The sequence below is a fragment of the Sphingomonas sp. MA1305 genome (genome assembly GCF_016107325.1).
In the GTDB taxonomy this organism is placed as follows: Bacteria; Pseudomonadota; Alphaproteobacteria; order Sphingomonadales; family Sphingomonadaceae; genus Sphingomonas.
The window spans coordinates 1,161,969-1,179,203 of the sequence record NZ_RCVT01000001.1 but is presented as its reverse complement, the minus strand read 5'-3'; the positions used below and the strand labels follow the sequence as shown (position 1 = coordinate 1,179,203).

Genomic DNA, 17,235 nt, shown 5'->3' with positions numbered 1-17,235 from the left:
GCGCTCGGCGAGGCGGCGGAGATGATCCGCGACAGCACCCGGCGCTTCGCGACCGACCGGATCGCGCCGCTGGCGGCGAAGATCGACGCCGACGACTGGTTCCCGCGCGACGAGCTGTGGCCCGCCATGGGGGAACTGGGCCTGCACGGCATCACCGTCGAGGAGGCCGACGGCGGTCTTGGCCTCGGCTATCTCGAACATGTCGTCGCGGTGGAGGAGGTTTCGCGCGCCTCGGGCTCGATCGGGCTCAGCTATGGCGCGCATTCCAACCTCTGCGTCAATCAGATCCGCCGCTGGGCCAATCCGGAGCAAAAGGCCAAATATCTGCCCAAGCTCATTTCCGGCGAGCATGTCGGCAGCCTGGCGATGTCAGAGGCGAACGCCGGCTCCGACGTCGTGTCGATGAAGCTGCGCGCGCGCGAAACCGATCGCGGCTACGTGCTCGACGGGACGAAATTCTGGATCACCAACGCGGCCTATGCCGACACGCTCGTCGTCTATGCCAAGACGGGCGAAGGCAGCCGCGGCATCACCGCCTTCCTGATCGAGAAGGACATGCCCGGCTTTTCGATCGGGCAGAAGATCGACAAGATGGGCATGCGCGGCTCGCCGACCGCGGAGCTGGTGTTCGACGGGTGCGAGGTACCGCGCGAGAACGTCATGGGCCCGCTGAACGGCGGGGTCGGGGTGCTGATGAGCGGCCTCGACTATGAACGGGCGGTGCTCGCCGCGATCCAGCTCGGCATCATGCAGGCCTGCCTCGACGTCGTCATCCCCTATGTCCGCGAGCGCAAGCAGTTCGGCCAGCCGATCGGCCAGTTCCAGCTGATGCAGGCGAAGGTCGCCGACATGTATATCGCGCTCAATTCGGCGCGTGCCTATGTCTATGCGGTGGCGAAGAGCTGCGACGCGGGCAAGACGACCCGCTTCGACGCGGCCGGCGCGATTCTGCTGGCGAGCGAGAATGCGGTGAAGGTGGCGCTGGAGGCGATCCAGGCGCTGGGCGGTGCGGGCTATACCAAGGACTGGCCGGTCGAACGCTTCATGCGCGACGCCAAGCTGCTCGACATCGGGGCGGGGACCAACGAGATCCGCCGCATGCTGATCGGCCGCGAATTGATCGGCGCCGCCCCCAAGGTGGCGCAGTGAGGACGGCGGCATGAACGCCCCGGTCATCCCGACCACCGCCGCCATCGATCCGGCGCTTGCGGCGCATAATCGTGCGCTGGCGGAACGGCTGCGGGCCGACGTCGCTCGGGCGGCACGCGGCGGCAGCGTCGCGGCGCGCGAGCGGCACACCGGTCGCGGCAAATTGCTGCCCCGCGACCGGGTCGAACAGCTGCTCGATCCGGGCAGCCCGTTCCTCGAGATCGGCCAGCTCGCCGCCTACAACCTGTACGACGGCGAGGTGCCCGGCGCGGGCATGATCGCCGGCATCGGCCACGTCTCGGGCCGGCAGGTGATGATCGTCTGTAACGACGCGACGGTGAAGGGCGGCACCTACTATCCGCTGACCGTCAAGAAGCATCTGCGCGCGCAGGAGATCGCGCAGGAGAATCGGCTGCCCTGCATCTACCTGGTCGACAGCGGCGGCGCCAATCTGCCGCATCAGGCGGAGGTGTTTCCCGACCGCGACCATTTCGGCCGCATCTTCTTCAACCAGGCGAATATGTCGGCGCTCGGCATTCCGCAGATCGCCTGCGTGATGGGCAGCTGTACCGCCGGCGGCGCCTATGTCCCGGCGATGTCCGACGAGACGGTGATCGTCGCCGGCGCCGGCACGATCTTCCTCGCCGGTCCGCCGCTGGTCAAGGCCGCGACGGGCGAGGTGATCAGCGCCGAGGAGCTGGGCGGCGCCGACACGCACGGCCGCCGCTCCGGCGTCGTCGATCACGTCGCCGAGAATGACGACCATGCGCTGACCATCGTCCGCGACATCGTCGCGACCCTGCCGCCGGCGACGCCCGCCGCGGTCAACCGGATCGCGCCACGCGATCCGCTGCATCCGGCCGAGGACCTCTACGGCCTGATCCCCCAGGACGTGCGCGCGCCCTATGACGTGCACGAGGTGATCGCCCGGCTGGTCGACGGCTCGGAATTCCACGAGTTCAAGTCGCTCTACGGCGCGTCCTTGGTCTGCGGCTTTGCCCATATCCACGGCATGCCGGTCGCGATCCTCGCCAACAACGGCGTGCTGTTCAGCGAAAGCGCGCAAAAGGGCGCGCATTTCATCGAGCTCGCCTGTCAACGCCGCGTGCCGTTGCTTTTCCTGCAGAACATCAGCGGCTTCATGGTCGGCGGCCGCTACGAGGCGGAAGGCATCGCCAAGCATGGCGCCAAGCTGGTCACCGCCGTCGCCACCGCCAGCGTGCCCAAGATCACCATCCTGATCGGCGGCAGCTTCGGCGCCGGCAACTACGGCATGTGCGGGCGCGCCTATGGCCCACGCTTCCTGTTCACCTGGCCCAACAGCCGGATCAGCGTGATGGGCGGCGAACAGGCGGCGAGCGTGCTCGCCACCGTCCATCGTGACGCGGAGCGATGGACCCCGGAAGAGGCCGATGCCTTCAAGGCGCCGATCCGCGCCCGCTACGAGGATGAAGGCAACCCCTGGCATGCCACCGCGCGACTGTGGGACGATGGCATCATCGATCCGGTCCAGACCCGCGACGTGCTCGGCCTCGCGCTCGACGCCTGTCTCGCTGCTCCCATAGCCGAAGCGCCGCGCTTCGGCGTGTTCCGGATGTGACCCCGATGATCCTCGCTCTCCTGCTCGCGCTTCAGGTCCAGGCGTCGGACAAGCTGCCGCCCGCCAATCCGCTGCCCTATGCCGACGCCGATGCGGCGAACGTGATGGCGCCGATCGACGCCATGTTCCGCGGCCTCGCCGCGCGCGACGGCGCGGCGATCCTGGCACAGGTCCGTCCCGACGGCGGTGCCACCGTCGTCGCCGAGCGGCCCGACGGCCGCCGCGAGGTCCGCCGCACCAGCTGGCCGGAATTCGCCGCCGGCGTGAAACCCGGTCCGGAACGCTATCAGGAACGGCTGACCGATCCCGCGGTCGAGGTCGACGGCGACATCGCCATGGTGTGGAGCCCCTACGTCTTCACCATCGACGGCAAGGTGCATCATTGCGGCACCGACCATTTCGACCTGGTCCGCGAGGACGGGCGCTGGCGCGTCCTCAACGTCACCTGGACGCAGCGCACCACCGGATGCCCGGCATGATCGAATCGTTGCTGATCGCCAACCGCGGCGAGATCGCCTGCCGGATCATCCGCACCGCGCGGCGGCTCGGCATCCGCACCGTTGCCGTCTATTCCGATGCCGATGCCGACGCGCTGCACGTCCGTGAGGCGGACGAGGCGGTGCATATCGGCCCCGCCGCGGCGCGCGAGAGCTATCTCGTCGGCGAGCGGATCATCGCCGCGGCCCGCGACAGCGGCGCACAGGCGATCCACCCCGGCTACGGCTTCCTCAGCGAAAATGCCGATTTCGCCGAGGCGGTGATCACCGCCGGCCTCGTCTGGGTCGGGGCGCCCCCCGCCAGCATCCGCGCGATGGGGCTGAAGGACGCAGCCAAGACGCGGATGATCGCCGCCGGCGTGCCCGTCACCCCCGGCTATCAGGGCGAGGACCAGCGTCCCGACCATCTGCAGGCGCAGGCCGATGCGATCGGATATCCCGTACTGATCAAGGCGGTGGCGGGCGGCGGCGGCAAGGGCATGCGCCGCGTCGACGATGCCGCCGACTTCGCCGACGCGCTCGCCAGCTGCCGCCGCGAGGCGGCCTCCTCATTCGGCGACGATCGCGTACTGATCGAGAAATACATCCTGTCGCCCCGGCATATCGAGGTGCAGGTGTTCGGCGACACGCGTGGTGACGTCGTCCATCTGTTCGAGCGCGACTGTTCGCTGCAGCGCCGCCACCAGAAGGTGATCGAAGAGGCGCCTGCGCCGGGTATGGACGCTGCGACCCGCGCCGCGGTCTGCGATGCGGCGGTGCGCGCGGCGCAGGCGGTCGACTATGTCGGCGCCGGCACGATCGAATTCATCGCCGATGCCAGCGATGGCCTGCACGCCGACCGGATCTGGTTCATGGAGATGAACACGCGGCTCCAGGTAGAGCATCCCGTCACCGAGGCGATCACCGGCCAGGATCTGGTCGAGTGGCAGCTGCGCGTCGCGAGCGGCGAGCCGCTGCCGCTGCGCCAGGATCAGCTCGCCATCCACGGCCACGCGATCGAGGCGCGGCTATATGCGGAAGACCCGGCCAAGGGCTTCCTGCCGTCGATCGGCCGGCTCGATGCCTTCGACCTGGGCGATCCGGACGAGACGGGTGTGCGAGTCGACACCGGGGTGGAGCAGGGGGCGACGATCACGCCTTTTTACGACCCGATGATCGCCAAGCTGATCGCGCACGGCGAGACACGCGACGAGGCGCGCGAGACGCTGGCCGATGCGCTGGACGAGGCGGTGATCTGGCCGCTGCGCACCAACGCCGGTTTCCTGGTCGAGGCGCTCGACCATCCTGATTTCGTATCCGGCTGTGTCGACACCGGGTTGATCGCCCGCGAGGGCGACGCCCTGCTGCCGCCGGCGCTGCCGAGCGAGGAAGCGTTGGTCGATGCCGCCGCCGCGCTTGCCGGCGATGCGGCCGGGTCCATTGGCGGCTTCCGGCTCAATGCCCCGTCGCGTCGGATCGCCCGCCTCGATGTCGGCGGCGAGCCGGTCGAGGTCGACTTCGCCGGCGCGACCGTCACCGGTACGCCCGGCCTGTCGCGCCTGCTGATCACCAAAGGCGGCCAGACCTGGCAGGTCATGCCGTGGCGCGCGACGGCGGCCGCGGGCGGCGGTGCGGCGGACGGTGCGATCCTCGCGCCGATGCCGGGCCGCATCATTGCGGTCGATGTCACCGAGGGCGCCCGGGTCACCGCCGGCCAGAAACTGGTGACGCTGGAGGCGATGAAGATGGAACACAGCCTGACTGCGCCCTTCGACGGCACGGTCGCTGCACTGGCCGCAACGGCAGGCGGGCAGGTGACCGAGGGGACCATGCTCGTCCGCATCGAAAGGGGTTCGTGATGGCGGGTCGCTGTTATGACGAATGGACGGTCGGCGACCGGGTCGTGCACGACATTCGTCGGACCGTGACCGAGACGGACAATCTGCTTTTTTCGACGATGACGCATAATCCGCAGCCGCTGCACCTCGATGCGGAAGCGGCGCGTGCCTCGGAATTCGGCCAGATCCTGGTCAACGGCACCTTCACCTTTGCGCTGATGGTCGGCCTGTCGGTGACGGATACGACGCTAGGCACGCTGGTCGCCAATCTCGGCTATGACAAATTGGTGATGCCAAAGCCGGTCTTCCTCGGCGACACGTTGCGCGCCGAGACGGAGGTGGTCGAACTGCGCGACAGCAAGAGCCGCCCGGATGCCGGTCTGGTCACGTTCCGTCACGTCATGCTCAACCAGCGCGACGAGACCGTCTGCCAATGCCTGCGGACCTCCTTGCTGAAACGACGCGGCTGATCAGCGGGGCTTGGCCGCGTCCCAGGCACGCTCCAGCGCCGCGGCGTCGCCCCCGGTCTGGCGCAGGCGGAATCCTTCCAGTGTCAGCGCCCGTCCGAACAACCGGCGGCCGTGGGTCCGCCAGACGATGTCGTACAAGCCGCGCGCGCTGCGCGTCGCATCGCCATCCCAATAGCGGGTCGTGATCAGCACCGGCAGCCTGCCCGTGCGCGCATCGGGGCCGCCGTCGGTGATCTTGAGCAGTGCTCGGTTGAACATCGACGCGTCGACCTCCGGCTCGACCGGCGCCTGCTTGCCGACGCCCAGCGCCTTGGGGAACAGGATCGTCGTGTCGGTGATGTCGTGGCGCGGATCCTTGAGGGTGATGGTGTCGCCATCGACGGTGCCGGTCAGCTCGACGCGCGCCTGGACCGCCGCGTCCTTCTGCGCCGTGGCGGCGCGTTCCGCCTGGTCGGCGCGCCGGTCCGAGACGTTGAGATACAGCGTCAGCGCCGCGATCACGACGCCCGCGACCGCGACGACCTCGGCCAGCGTGATCCAGCGCCGGCGGGTGCGGGCCTGATCCGCCGTCTCCGTCATCGCCCGCCGGCCTCCAGCAACGCGGCCGGCGCGCTCAATTCCCAGCTGCGCGCGATCCGATCCTCGACCAGCGTCCAGTCCGCTTCCGCCGACAGATCGATGGCGACCCAATGTTCGGTGCCGAGATTGGACGGCGTGGCATAGGTGTCCGGCGCCGCCGCAATCAGCTTCGCCTGCTCGTCTGGTCCACTCGTCCGCACGCACACGGCGGTGCGGCCGTCGCCGTGATGGTCGTCACGGAATTGCGAGAAGGGCTTGCCCGCGACGAAGAAGGTGGGTTGGCCATGGCTTTCCCGCTCTTCGCTGTCGGGCAGGACGAGCGCGATCGCGCGGATACGGTCGAGGGGACTGGTCATCGGCTGGCGAACTCCTTCAGCACCTGCGGGTACAGGCGGTGCTCGGCGTCCAGCACCCGCGCAGCGAGCGCGTCGGGCGTGTCACCGGGCAGCACCGGCACCTCCGCCTGTCCAAGCACTTCGCCGGCATCCAGTTCCTCGGTGACGACATGGACCGAACAGCCGGCGACCGCATCGCCCGCCGCAATTGCCCGCGCGTGCGTGTCCAAGCCCTTGTATTTGGGCAGCAACGACGGGTGGATGTTGATGATCCGGCCGCGCCACCTGGCGACGAAATCGTTCGACAGCAGACGCATGTAGCCGGCCAGCGCGATCACCTCGACGCCCGCCTCGCGGAGCGCGGCGTCGATCGCCGCCTCATAGGCCGGTTTGCCGATGCCCTTGGGCGACAGGGCGAAGGTGGCGAGGCCACGTTCCCGCGCCCAGGCCAGGCCGGCCGCGTCCGGTTTGTCGGAGGCGACCAGCGCGACGTCGATCCCCGCCTCGACCAGCGCCATCATGTTCGATCCCCGCCCGGAGATCAGGATGCCGACGCGTTTCATCGCCGCTCAGCCGTGGTTGTGCGTCGCGGTCCAGTCGGCTCGCGCCGACCAGCTCTCCGCCGGACCGCGGACCGTGCACCCGCGCGGCCCCGCCTCGATCCGGCCGATCCTATGGACCGTCTCCCCCGCCGCGCGCAGCGCCGCGGCGACGTCGTCGGCCGCTTCGGCGGCGACGACCACCGCCATGCCGATCCCGCAATTGAAGGTGCGCGCCATCTCCTCCGGCTCGATGCCGCCCTGCGCCTGCAGAAAGGCCATCAGCCGCGGCTGTTCCCAGGCACCGGCGTCGATCACCGCATGCGCACCCTCGGGCAGCACGCGCGGGATGTTCTCGAGCAGACCGCCGCCGGTGATATGCGCCAGACCCTTGATCCGTCCTTCGCGCACCAGCGGCAGCAGGCTGGCGACATAGATACGCGTAGGCGCCATCAGCGTGTCGATCAGCAACCGGTCTGAATCGAACAGCGCCGGTCGGTCGAGCTTCCACCCCTTGTCCGCGGCGAGTCGGCGAACCAGTGAATAGCCGTTGGAATGGACGCCGCTCGATGCGAGGCCGAGTACGACGTCGCCGGCGGCGATGGTCCGGCCGGTCAGCACCCGGTCGCGCTCGACCGCGCCGACGCAGAAACCGGCGAGGTCATAGTCGCCATCGGCATACATGCCCGGCATCTCGGCCGTCTCGCCGCCGATCAGCGCGCAGCCGGCCTGGCGGCAGCCCTCCGCGATCGACGCGACGACCCGCTCGGCGATGCCGTTGTCGAGCTTGCCGGTCGCGTAATAATCCAGGAAGAACAACGGCTCGGCGCCTTGGACGATCAGATCGTTGCCGCACATGGCGACCAGGTCGATGCCGACACCCTCGTGCCGACCCGATTCGATCGCCAGCTTCAGCTTGGTGCCGACCCCGTCGTTGGCGGCAACCAGCAGGGGGTCGGTGAAGCCCGCCGCCTTGAGGTCGAAGAAGCCGCCGAAGCCGCCCAGGTCGGCATCGGCGCCCGGCCGCCGCGTCGATCGGGCGAGGGGGCCGATGGCGCGGACCAGCGCATTGCCCGCGGCGATCGACACTCCGGCATCGGCATAGGTATAGGGCGCGTTCGGTTCGGCTTCGGTGCTCATGGCGGCGACCTAGCCACATCGCGCTTGGATTTCCACGCCTGCTTCGCCAAAAGGCTGCCACGATGCGTCCGCGGTCCCTGTTCTCCCTTCTCGCCGGTGCGGCGCTGCTCGCCGGCGCCGGCGCGCTCGCCCAGATCGAGGGCAGCCGCGGCGTCGCGCCGATCGACACCTCGGGCAGCTATGAGGTCTCCGGCGTCACGGTCGACGTCGCCGCCAAGACCGCCGATCAGGCGCGGCTCGGCGGCTGGCGGCTCGCCCAGCGTAAGGCCTGGGTGCAATTGTCGCGGCGACTCGGCGGTGGCGGCGGCCTAGTCAGCGACGGCACGCTCGACGGCATGGTCTCGGGCATCGTCGTCGAGAACGAACAGATCGGCCCCAACCGCTATATCGGCCGTCTCGGCGTGCTGTTCGACCGGACCCGCGCCGCCGGACTGCTCGGCATCAGCGCCTATGCCGATCGGTCGCGGCCGATGCTGGTGATGCCGCTGCTCGTCTCCGCCGGCACGGAGCTGATGTTCGAACAGCCCAGCCCGTGGCAGGCGGCCTGGGCGCGGCTGCGCACCGGCAACAGTACGATCGATTATATCCGTCCGTCGGGCAGCGGCGCCGACGCCTTGCTGCTCAACGCCGGCCAGATCGGCCGGCCAGGACGCGGCTGGTGGCGCAATGTGCTCGACCAATATGGCGCGTCGGACGTGCTGATCCCGGTGGTGCGCCTCTATCGCAGCTATCCGGGCGGGCCGATCATCGGCGTCTTCCAGGCGCGCCACGGTCCCGACAATCAGCTCGTCGGCAGTTTCACGCTGCGCGTCGGCAATGCCGCGGGCCTTCCGCAATTGCTCGACACCGGCGTCCAGCGGATGGACGCGCTCTATCAGCAGGCGCTGCGTGGCGGCGCACTCAACGTCGATGCCACTTTGTCGCCGCCGCCCGCGCCCGAACCGGTAGCCGAGCCGACGGCCGACGACGAGGCGAGCGGCGAGACGCTGGCGGAGATCGTCGGCGACACCGGCAGCACTGCCAGCGCCGGCATTCCTATCGTCGTCCAGGCGGATACCCCCAGCGCCACATCGGTTGCCAATATCGAGGGGCTGCTGCGCGGCATTCCCGGGGTCCGGGCCGCGACCACCACCAGCCTGGCGTTGGGCGGCGTCTCGCTGCTCCGCGTCAGCTATGACGGCGATCCCGCCTCGCTGCGCGCCGCCCTCGAGGTACGCGGCTATCAGGTCAGTGGATCGGGGCAGACGCTGCGCATCCGCCGCGCACCGCGGCTCGCGCCGCCCGAGGTACCGGCCGACACCCAGCCGGCCGGATGAGCCAGCTCGCGCTGCCGCTTGGCTGGCCGGCGGATCCCCGCGACGATGCCTTCCTTGTCACCCCGTCCAATGCGGGAGCGGCGCGCACGCTGGAGCATTGGGCGTCCTGGCCGGTGATGGCCGCGGTGCTGACCGGCCCGCGCAAGTCGGGGCGCAGCCTGCTCGCCCGCATCTTCGCGGCGAAGAGCGGCGGCACGATCATCGACGATGCGGAAAGCCTGCCGGAGACCCAGCTGTTCCACGCCTGGAACCGGGCGCAGGCGGAACGGCGGCCGCTGGTCATCGTCGCGGACGCGCTGCCGCCGGCCTGGGCGGTGCGGCTGCCCGATCTGCGATCGCGCCTCGCCGCCAGCCCGCATGCCGCGATCGACATGCCCGACGACGCGCTCGTCCGCGAGCTGCTGGCGCACCTGTTCCACCGTCGCGGCCTCGACGCCCGGCCGGAGCTGATCGACTGGCTGGCGACGCGGATCGAACGCAGTCACGTCGCGATCCAGCGCACCGTCGACGCGCTCGATCAGGCGGCGTTGGAGACGCGCCGGCGGCTGTCGATCCCACTCGCCCGCAACGTGCTGTTTGCGGCGGGGATCGTCACGCAACCGCAATCGTTGGTCTCTAGCGACGAACCATGACCAGGCCTGCCCATCTCTCCCATCTGACCGACGCTGACGACGACCCCTTCGTGCCGGAGGTCAATGATCGCTATTTCAACCGCGAGCTGTCGTGGCTGGCGTTCAACCGTCGCGTCCTGGACGAAGCGTGCAATCCGGCGCATCCCCTGCTCGAGCGGCTGCGCTTCCTGTCGATCTCCGGCTCGAACCTCGACGAATTCTTCATGGTCCGCGTCGCCGGGCTGAAGGGCCAGCAGCTCAAGGACGTCGATCGCCGCTCCACCGACGGGCTGACGCCGGGGCAGCAGCTCGCCGCGATCACCGAAGAGGCGGACGCGCTGATGGCCGATCAGCAGCAGGTGTGGGGCGACCTGCGCACCCTGCTCGACGAAGCCAATCTGCACGTCCTGCGTCGCGACGAGGTCGACGCCGAAGCCGCCGCCTGGCTTGAGACGCATTTCCGCGAGCAGATCTTCCCGATCCTCACGCCGCAGGCGCTGGATCCCGCGCACCCGTTCCCCTTCATCCCCAACAAGGGGTTGTCGGTGATGTTCGACCTGGTCCGCCAGTCGGACGGCGAGCCGGTCCGCGAGCTGGTGATGATCCCCGCCTCCGCGCGCCGCTTCGTCCGCCTCCCCGGCGAGCCCGCCCGCTACGTCTCGATCGAGGCGATCCTCAAGCGGTTCGCGCCGCTCGTCTTCCCCGGCTATGCCGTGCACGGTGCCGCCGCCTTCCGGGTGCTGCGCGACAGCGACATCGAGATCGACGAAGAGGCGGAGGATCTGGTCCGCTACTTCGCCAATGCCATCAAGCGCCGCCGTCGCGGCCGCGTCATCCGGCTGGAGCTGGAGACGGGCATGCCCGACACGCTCGCCGCGGTGCTGCGCGCCGAATTGGGCGGCGACGCGATCGTCACCGAAAGTGGCAATCTGCTCGGCATCGGCGATCTCGACGCGGTGGTCGACGAGGATCGTCCCGACCTCAAGTTCCTGCCCTTCGTTCCACGTTTTCCCGAACGCATCCGCGAATTCGGCGGCGACTGTTTTGCCGCGATCCGCGCGAAGGACATCATCGTCCATCATCCCTATGAGACGTTCGACGTCGTGCTCGCCTTCCTCAAGCAGGCGGCGCAGGACCCCGACGTCATCGCGATCAAGCAGACGCTGTATCGCGCCGGCAAGCAATCGGCGGTAATCAACGCGCTGATCGCGGCGGCGGAGGCCGGCAAGTCGGTCACCGCCGTGGTCGAATTGCGCGCGCGCTTCGACGAGGAACAGAATATCCTGTGGGCCAGCGCGCTCGAACGCGCCGGGGTCCAGGTCGTCTACGGCTTCCTGGAATGGAAGACGCACGCCAAGGTGTCGATGATCGTCCGGCGCGAGAACGGCCAGTTCCGCACCTATTGCCACTTCGGCACCGGCAATTATCACCCCGTTACAGCGCGCATCTACACCGACCTCAGCTTCTTCACCGCCGATCCACGGATCGGTCGCGATGCGGCACAAATGTTCAACTACGTCACCGGCTATGTCGAACCGACCGACATCGCCAAGCTCAGCCTCAGCCCGCGTGACCTGCGGAAGGACCTGCTCGCGCTGATCGACGAGGAGATCGCGCATGCCCGTGCCGGCGGCTGCGGCATGGTGTGGGCGAAGATGAACAGCCTGGTCGACCCGGCGATCATCGAAAAGCTGTACGAGGCGAGCAATGCCGGCGTCGAGATCGAGTTGATCCTGCGCGGCATCTGCTGCCTGCGTCCCGGCGTGGCCGGCATGTCGGAAAACATCCGGGTGAAGTCGGTGGTCGGCCGCTTCCTCGAACACAGCCGCATCTTCTGCTTCGGTAATGGCGCGGCTTTGCCCAACGACAATGCGAAGGTGTTCATCTCGTCCGCCGACTGGATGCCGCGCAACCTCGACCGACGCGTCGAATATATGCTGCCGATCGAAAACCCGACCGTCCACGACCAGGTGCTCGACCAGGTCATGGTCGCCAACCTGCTCGACACCGAACAGAGCTGGGAGCTACAGCCCGACGGCCGCTATATCCGCGACGAGCCGGGGGAAAAGCCGTTCAACCTGCACCGCTACTTCATGACCAATCCATCGCTGTCCGGCCGCGGCCAGGCGCTGGCGGAAAGCGACGCGGTGCCGACCCTGTCGCTGCGGCGGCGGCAACCGTCCTGATCGGTGCGGCGCGCGCCCGCAATTGCGGTGGTCGGGTCATGGGTGGCTCCGTGAGCGCCGCGCATCCCTCCGTCATCGATAACCGGATGGCAGCGTGATGGCGGTCTCCTACCCCCGCACCGCGATCATCGACATCGGCTCGAATTCGGTGCGCCTCGTCGTCTATCAAGGTCACCCACGCGTTCCCGCCGCCCTGTTCAACGAAAAGGTCATGGCCGGCCTCGGCCGCAGCCTGTCGGCGACCGGCGCGATCGATGCGGAATCGATGGCATTGGCGATCGGTGCCTTGGCGCGCTTCGCGGCCGTCGCGCGCGAGATGAAGGCGGAAGTACGCACCGTCGCCACCGCCGCGGTTCGCGACGCCAGCAACGGGCGTGACTTCATCGCCGCCGCCGCCCATTTCGGTCTGTCGGTGGAACTGCTCAGCGGCGAGCAGGAGGCGACCGCCGCCGGCATGGGCGTGCTGTCCGCCATTCCCGACGCGGACGGCATCGTCGGCGATCTCGGCGGCGGCAGCCTCGAACTGGTCCGCGTTGTCGCCAATACGGTGACCGACCGAATTTCCTTTCCGCTCGGCGTGCTGCGCATCGCCGCGCTGCGCGCACAGCGCAGCGGCGCGTTCGACCGCCAGGTGTCGCGTATGATCCGCGATGCCCGCTGGACCGGGCGGGGCAGGGGTCTGCCGCTCTACATGGTCGGCGGCTCGTGGCGCGCGCTCGCCCGGCTTGACATGAGCCTGACGCACTATCCGCTGCCGATCATCCACGGCTATGCGCTCGCGCCGCAAACCGTCGCTCGGCTTGGCCGCAGCATCGCCCATCTGCCGCGCCAGCGGTTGCGCGCGGTGCCGGGCATGTCGTCCGCCCGCGCCGCCGCGCTCGGCGATGCCACCGCCCTGCTCGGCATCGTCATGCGCGAACTCGGCAGCAGTGCCGGCGTCGCCTCAACCTTCGGCCTGCGTGAAGGCCTGCTCTATGCCGCGCTTGACCCGGCGACCCGTGCTCTCGATCCGCTGATCGTCGGCGCGCGAGAGGAAGGACGGTTGCTCGGCCGATTTCCGGAACATGGCGACCTGCTCGACGGCTGGATCGCGCCCCTATTCGCCGACGAGCCCGCGGCCTACGCCCGGATCCGCCACGCCGCCTGTCTGCTCGCCGACGTCGGCTGGCATGCCAATCCTGAATTCCGGGACGAGCGCGGCTTCGAGATCGCGCTGCACGGCAATTGGGTCGGGATCGACGCCGCGGAACGCGCGATGCTCGCGCAGGCGCTGCACTCCAGCCTCGGCGGTGTCACGACGCCGCACCCGCTGCTCGCCGCGCTTGCCAGTCCGGGACAGCTCGACGCCGCCATCCGCTGGGGTCTGGCGATCCGTCTCGGCCAGCGTTTCAGCGCGGGTCTCGCCGGACCGCTGCACCGCACCGCCCTGTCGATGACGGCCAAGGATGTGACGCTGGCGCTGAAGGCGGCGGATCGGCAACTATATGCGGAGACGGTCGAGCGCCGGCATGCCGCGCTCGCCTTGCTGCTCAAGCGCCGGCCGGTCGTCAGCTCCATCGGCTGACCCGTCCGGCGGCAGCGGCGGACGATCAGCCGCAGCGCAGTCCGTCGATCCGGCCGTCATCGCCCAGGTGGATGTTCAGCCGCTCGGTCCGGAAATCCATCGTCCCGCCCGCATCGGCGCGCAGGATTCGCGACACCGGCGCGTTGGCGTCCCGCTCCAGCCCGCGCCGCATCCGCTCGCGATACTTCATCCCGGCGTAGCGGATATGCATCTGCTGCGTCACCTTGCAGGGCCCCGTCGGCACCGGTTCCGGTACCGTCGCGCAGCCCTGGATCAGCAGAGCCCCCGCGATCGCCGCCACCGTCAGCTTGGTCATGCCGCCTCCTCGCCGCGCGTCATTTTAAGCTTGCCGCCCTGCACGGCGAAGCCGAGTCGCCCCTCGACCAGATCGAGCGCGTCGCGACCGAATTGATCATAGCGCCAACCCTGCAGCATGGGGAGGCCCGTGCGCACGCCGGCAGCGAGCATCTCCAGCTCGTCCGAACGCGCGAGCAGGCGCGAGGCCACGTCGATGTCGCGGGCGCGGATCTTCAGCAACAGCTTGAGCAGGTCGGCGACCAGTGCGCCGTCCTTACCCAGGCCGGGCTTGCGGTCGTCGCGCGGCGGCATCTCGTCCGCCGGCAGCGGCTCTGCCGCGTCGAGCGCCGCCATCAGCCGGCCGCCGATGTCGTTCGCTGCCCAGGTCGCCGACAGTCCGCGCACCTTGGCGAGGTCGGCCTGCCGCCGCGGCGGGTGGCCGGCAAGGTCGCCGAGCGTCTCGTCCTTGACGATCCGGCCGCGCGGCAAATCCTTGGCCTGCGCCTCCAGCTCGCGCCAGCGGGCCAGCGCCTTGAGGCGGCCGAGCACGTCCGCCTTGCGGCTCGACACGCGGACGCGCTTCCACGCGCCATCCGGGTCGTTGGCGTAATTGGCGGGATCGGCAAGCCGCTCCATTTCCTGATCCAGCCAGGCGCCGCGCCCCGTCTTGCGCAGCCGCTCCAGCATCTTGGGAAAGATGCGGGCGAGATGGGTGACGTCGCCAATCGCATATTCGATCTGCCGCGCATCGAGCGGGCGCCGCGCCCAGTCGGTGAAGCGCGCGCCCTTGTCGACCTGGATGCCCAGCCAGCTGTCGACCAGATTGGAATAGCCGATCTGCTCGCCCTGGCCGAGCGCCATCGCCGCGACCTGCGTGTCGAACAGCGGGTGCGGCGTCTTGCCGGTCAGATTGTAGATGATCTCGATATCCTGGCCGCCGGCATGGAAGACCTTGAGCACGTCCTCATTGTCGGTCAGCAACTGCAGCAGCGGCGTCAGGTCGAGCCCCGGCGCCATCGGATCGATCGCCGCTGCCTCGTTCACATCGGCGATCTGGATCAGGCAGAGTTCCGGATAATAGGTGCTCTCGCGCATGAACTCGGTGTCGACGGTGACGAAGTCGGCATCGGCGAGGCGGGTGCAGAGATTGGCGAGAGTCGCGCTGTCGGTAATCAACGGGTGGATGTGCATCCGACCGTCCATAGCCCGCGCGTGCGGGTTGACAAAGAGGGGATGGAAAGGGGAGGGCGCGGCCATCGATCAACCGTCGGGCCAGCTTGCCGGGCGGCGACGGACATTGTTGGAATTCTTTTATGCACGCCTATCGCACCCACACCTGCGCCGCGCTCAGTGCCTCGGCCGTCGGCGAGACCGTCCGCCTGTCGGGCTGGGTCCATCGCAAGCGGGACCATGGCGGCGTGCTGTTCGTCGATCTGCGCGATCATTACGGCATCACCCAGATCGTCGCCGACAGCGATTCGGCCGCTTTGCCGATCCTTGAGCAGGTGCGCGTCGAATCGGTGGTCACGATCGACGGGGTGGTGAAGGCGCGTTCGGCCGGCACGGTGAACCCCAATCTCGCCACCGGCGAGATCGAGGTCTTCGCGCGCGGCGCCACGGTATTGTCGGCGGCGGACGAGTTGCCGATGCCGGTGGCGGGCGAACAGGATTATCCGGAAGATATCCGCCTCCGCTACCGCTTCCTCGACCTGCGCCGCGAGACGCTGCACGCCAACATCGTCCGCCGGACCAAGGTGATCGCGGCGATGCGCCGCCGCATGGAGGATGCCGGCTTCACCGAATATTCGACGCCGATCCTGACCGCGTCGTCGCCGGAGGGCGCGCGCGACTTCCTGGTGCCGAGCCGCATCCATCCGGGCAAGTTCTACGCGCTGCCGCAGGCGCCGCAGCAGTACAAGCAGCTGCTGATGGTCGCCGGCTTCGACCGCTATTTCCAGATCGCGCCCTGCTTCCGCGACGAGGACCCGCGCGCCGACCGCCTGCCCGGCGAATTCTACCAGCTCGACCTGGAGATGAGCTTCGTCACGCAGGAAGAGGTGTGGGAGACGATGGAGCCGGTGATCGGCGGCATCTTCGAACATTTCGCCGACGGCCGCAGCGTCACGCCGACCGGCGAGTTCCCGCGCATCCCCTATGACGAGGCGATGCTGAAGTACGGCAGCGACAAGCCCGACCTGCGCAACCCGCTGCTCATCACCGACGTGTCGGAGCATTTCACGCAAAGCGGCTTCGGCCTGTTCGAGAAGATCGTCGGTTCGGGCGGTGTCGTCCGCGCGATCCCCGCACCGGCCACCGCCGACAAGAGCCGCAAGTTCTTCGACGAGATGAACGAATGGGCGCGCGGCGAGGGGCATGCCGGCCTCGGCTACGTCACCCGCAAGGGCGGCGAGTTCGGCGGCCCGATCGCCAAGAACCACGGCACCGACGGGATGGAGGCGCTCTACGCCGCGCTCGGCCTGGGGCCCGACGATGGCCTGTTCTTCGCGGCCGGCAAGGCAGAGGCCGCGGCGAAGCTCGCCGGCGCGGCACGCACCCGCGTCGCCGACCAGCTCGGCCTGATCGAGCAGGGCGCGTTCCGCCTGTGCTGGATCGTCGACTTTCCCTTCTACGAATGGGACGAGGACGAGAAGAAGGTCGAGTTCGCGCACAATCCCTTCTCGATGCCGCAGGGCGGGATGGACGCGCTCAACGCGGGCGAGCCGCTGAAGATCAAGGCCTTCCAGTACGACCTCGTCTGCAACGGCTATGAGATCGCCTCGGGCTCGATCCGCAACCAGTCGCCGGACCTGATGGTCAAGGCGTTCGAGCTGGTCGGGCTGAGCAAGGCGGACGTCGAGGAGCGGTTCGGCGGCCTCTACCGCGCCTTCCAGTATGGCGCGCCGCCGCACGGCGGCATGGCCGCCGGCGTCGACCGCATCGTCATGCTGATCTGCGGCGCGCAGAATCTGCGCGAGATCACGCTATTCCCGATGAACCAGCGCGCCGAGGACCTGCTGATGGGCGCGCCGAGCCCGGCGGCGCCGAAGCAGCTGCGCGAGCTGTCGATCCGCTCGGCGGTGCCGGTCGAGCCCACCGCGGGCGTCACCGCGACGGTGGCACCGAGCGCGGGGTAAC

The 17,235-nt window shown here is 68.8% G+C and carries 16 protein-coding genes; 10 read left to right on the top strand and 6 right to left on the bottom strand.

Features of this window, described 5'->3' with window-relative positions; translation table 11 throughout:
- Nucleotides 1-21 precede the first annotated feature (21 nt).
- From D9601_RS05950 to D9601_RS05930, 5 genes are read left to right on the top strand one after another with little or no spacing between them, the layout of a single operon-like run.
- Complete coding sequence (locus D9601_RS05950; protein ID WP_198353411.1) at nucleotides 22-1,149, top strand: isovaleryl-CoA dehydrogenase; 1,128 nt, start codon at nucleotides 22-24, stop codon at nucleotides 1,147-1,149.
- A gap of 10 nt (nucleotides 1,150-1,159) precedes the next feature.
- Entirely contained in the window at nucleotides 1,160-2,749 is a 1,590-nt protein-coding gene (locus D9601_RS05945) for a carboxyl transferase domain-containing protein (protein ID WP_198352938.1), read from the top strand.
- A gap of 5 nt (nucleotides 2,750-2,754) precedes the next feature.
- Nucleotides 2,755-3,228, top strand: coding sequence for a nuclear transport factor 2 family protein (locus D9601_RS05940; protein ID WP_198352937.1), 474 nt, complete (start codon nucleotides 2,755-2,757; stop codon nucleotides 3,226-3,228).
- The gene (locus D9601_RS05935) at nucleotides 3,225-5,084 is read left to right on the top strand and encodes an acetyl/propionyl/methylcrotonyl-CoA carboxylase subunit alpha (protein ID WP_198352936.1); all 1,860 of its coding nucleotides are present in this window, start codon (nucleotides 3,225-3,227) and stop codon (nucleotides 5,082-5,084) included. The genes D9601_RS05940 and D9601_RS05935 overlap by 4 nt, the downstream gene beginning before the upstream one ends.
- The gene (locus D9601_RS05930) at nucleotides 5,084-5,533 is read left to right on the top strand and encodes a MaoC family dehydratase (RefSeq protein WP_198352935.1); all 450 of its coding nucleotides are present in this window, start codon (nucleotides 5,084-5,086) and stop codon (nucleotides 5,531-5,533) included. The genes D9601_RS05935 and D9601_RS05930 overlap by 1 nt, the downstream gene beginning before the upstream one ends.
- Here D9601_RS05930 and D9601_RS05925 read toward each other — a convergent pair whose 3' ends face one another.
- The 4 genes from D9601_RS05925 to purM are packed head-to-tail and all read right to left on the bottom strand — an operon-like array spanning nucleotide 5,534 to nucleotide 8,126.
- The gene (locus tag D9601_RS05925; protein WP_198352934.1) at nucleotides 5,534-6,112 is read right to left on the bottom strand and encodes a hypothetical protein; all 579 of its coding nucleotides are present in this window, start codon (nucleotides 6,110-6,112) and stop codon (nucleotides 5,534-5,536) included. It lies immediately after the preceding gene.
- On the bottom strand, nucleotides 6,109-6,468 hold the full coding sequence (locus tag D9601_RS05920) for an MmcQ/YjbR family DNA-binding protein (protein ID WP_198352933.1): 360 nt from the start codon (nucleotides 6,466-6,468) through the stop codon (nucleotides 6,109-6,111). The genes D9601_RS05925 and D9601_RS05920 overlap by 4 nt, the downstream gene beginning before the upstream one ends.
- A complete protein-coding gene (purN, locus tag D9601_RS05915; protein ID WP_198352932.1) occupies nucleotides 6,465-7,010 on the bottom strand; it encodes a phosphoribosylglycinamide formyltransferase in 546 nt (181 codons plus the stop codon). Before purN ends, D9601_RS05920 begins: the two co-directional genes overlap by 4 nt.
- Before the next feature lie 6 nt (nucleotides 7,011-7,016).
- Nucleotides 7,017-8,126 (bottom strand): phosphoribosylformylglycinamidine cyclo-ligase, encoded by a 1,110-nt coding sequence (gene purM / locus D9601_RS05910; protein WP_198352931.1) that lies wholly within the window; start codon nucleotides 8,124-8,126, stop codon nucleotides 7,017-7,019.
- Between the two features lie 62 nt (nucleotides 8,127-8,188).
- On the opposite strand from purM, the gene D9601_RS05905 reads away from it, so the two are divergent.
- From D9601_RS05905 to D9601_RS05890, 4 genes are all read left to right on the top strand, one after another.
- Entirely contained in the window at nucleotides 8,189-9,442 is a 1,254-nt protein-coding gene (locus D9601_RS05905; protein WP_198352930.1) for a heavy-metal-associated domain-containing protein, read from the top strand.
- Nucleotides 9,439-10,074 carry an HdaA/DnaA family protein gene (locus D9601_RS05900; RefSeq protein WP_198352929.1) on the top strand — a complete coding sequence of 212 codons (636 nt, stop codon included), beginning with the start codon at nucleotides 9,439-9,441 and terminating at the stop codon, nucleotides 10,072-10,074. The genes D9601_RS05905 and D9601_RS05900 overlap by 4 nt, the downstream gene beginning before the upstream one ends.
- Nucleotides 10,071-12,239 carry an RNA degradosome polyphosphate kinase gene (locus D9601_RS05895; RefSeq protein WP_198352928.1) on the top strand — a complete coding sequence of 723 codons (2,169 nt, stop codon included), beginning with the start codon at nucleotides 10,071-10,073 and terminating at the stop codon, nucleotides 12,237-12,239. The genes D9601_RS05900 and D9601_RS05895 overlap by 4 nt, the downstream gene beginning before the upstream one ends.
- Before the next feature lie 97 nt (nucleotides 12,240-12,336).
- Complete coding sequence (locus tag D9601_RS05890; RefSeq protein WP_198352927.1) at nucleotides 12,337-13,803, top strand: Ppx/GppA family phosphatase; 1,467 nt, start codon at nucleotides 12,337-12,339, stop codon at nucleotides 13,801-13,803.
- Nucleotides 13,804-13,828: 25 nt separating this feature from the next.
- Here D9601_RS05890 and D9601_RS05885 read toward each other — a convergent pair whose 3' ends face one another.
- Nucleotides 13,829-14,119, bottom strand: a complete 291-nt coding sequence (locus D9601_RS05885; RefSeq protein WP_198352926.1) for an I78 family peptidase inhibitor — start codon at nucleotides 14,117-14,119, stop codon at nucleotides 13,829-13,831.
- On the bottom strand, nucleotides 14,116-15,291 hold the full coding sequence (rnd, locus tag D9601_RS05880) for a ribonuclease D (protein WP_198352925.1): 1,176 nt from the start codon (nucleotides 15,289-15,291) through the stop codon (nucleotides 14,116-14,118). The genes D9601_RS05885 and rnd overlap by 4 nt, the downstream gene beginning before the upstream one ends.
- Nucleotides 15,292-15,413: 122 nt before the next feature.
- Between rnd and aspS the strand changes: the two genes are divergently transcribed.
- Nucleotides 15,414-17,234, top strand: a complete 1,821-nt coding sequence (gene aspS, locus D9601_RS05875) for an aspartate--tRNA ligase (RefSeq protein WP_198352924.1) — start codon at nucleotides 15,414-15,416, stop codon at nucleotides 17,232-17,234.
- Nucleotide 17,235 lies beyond the last annotated feature (1 nt).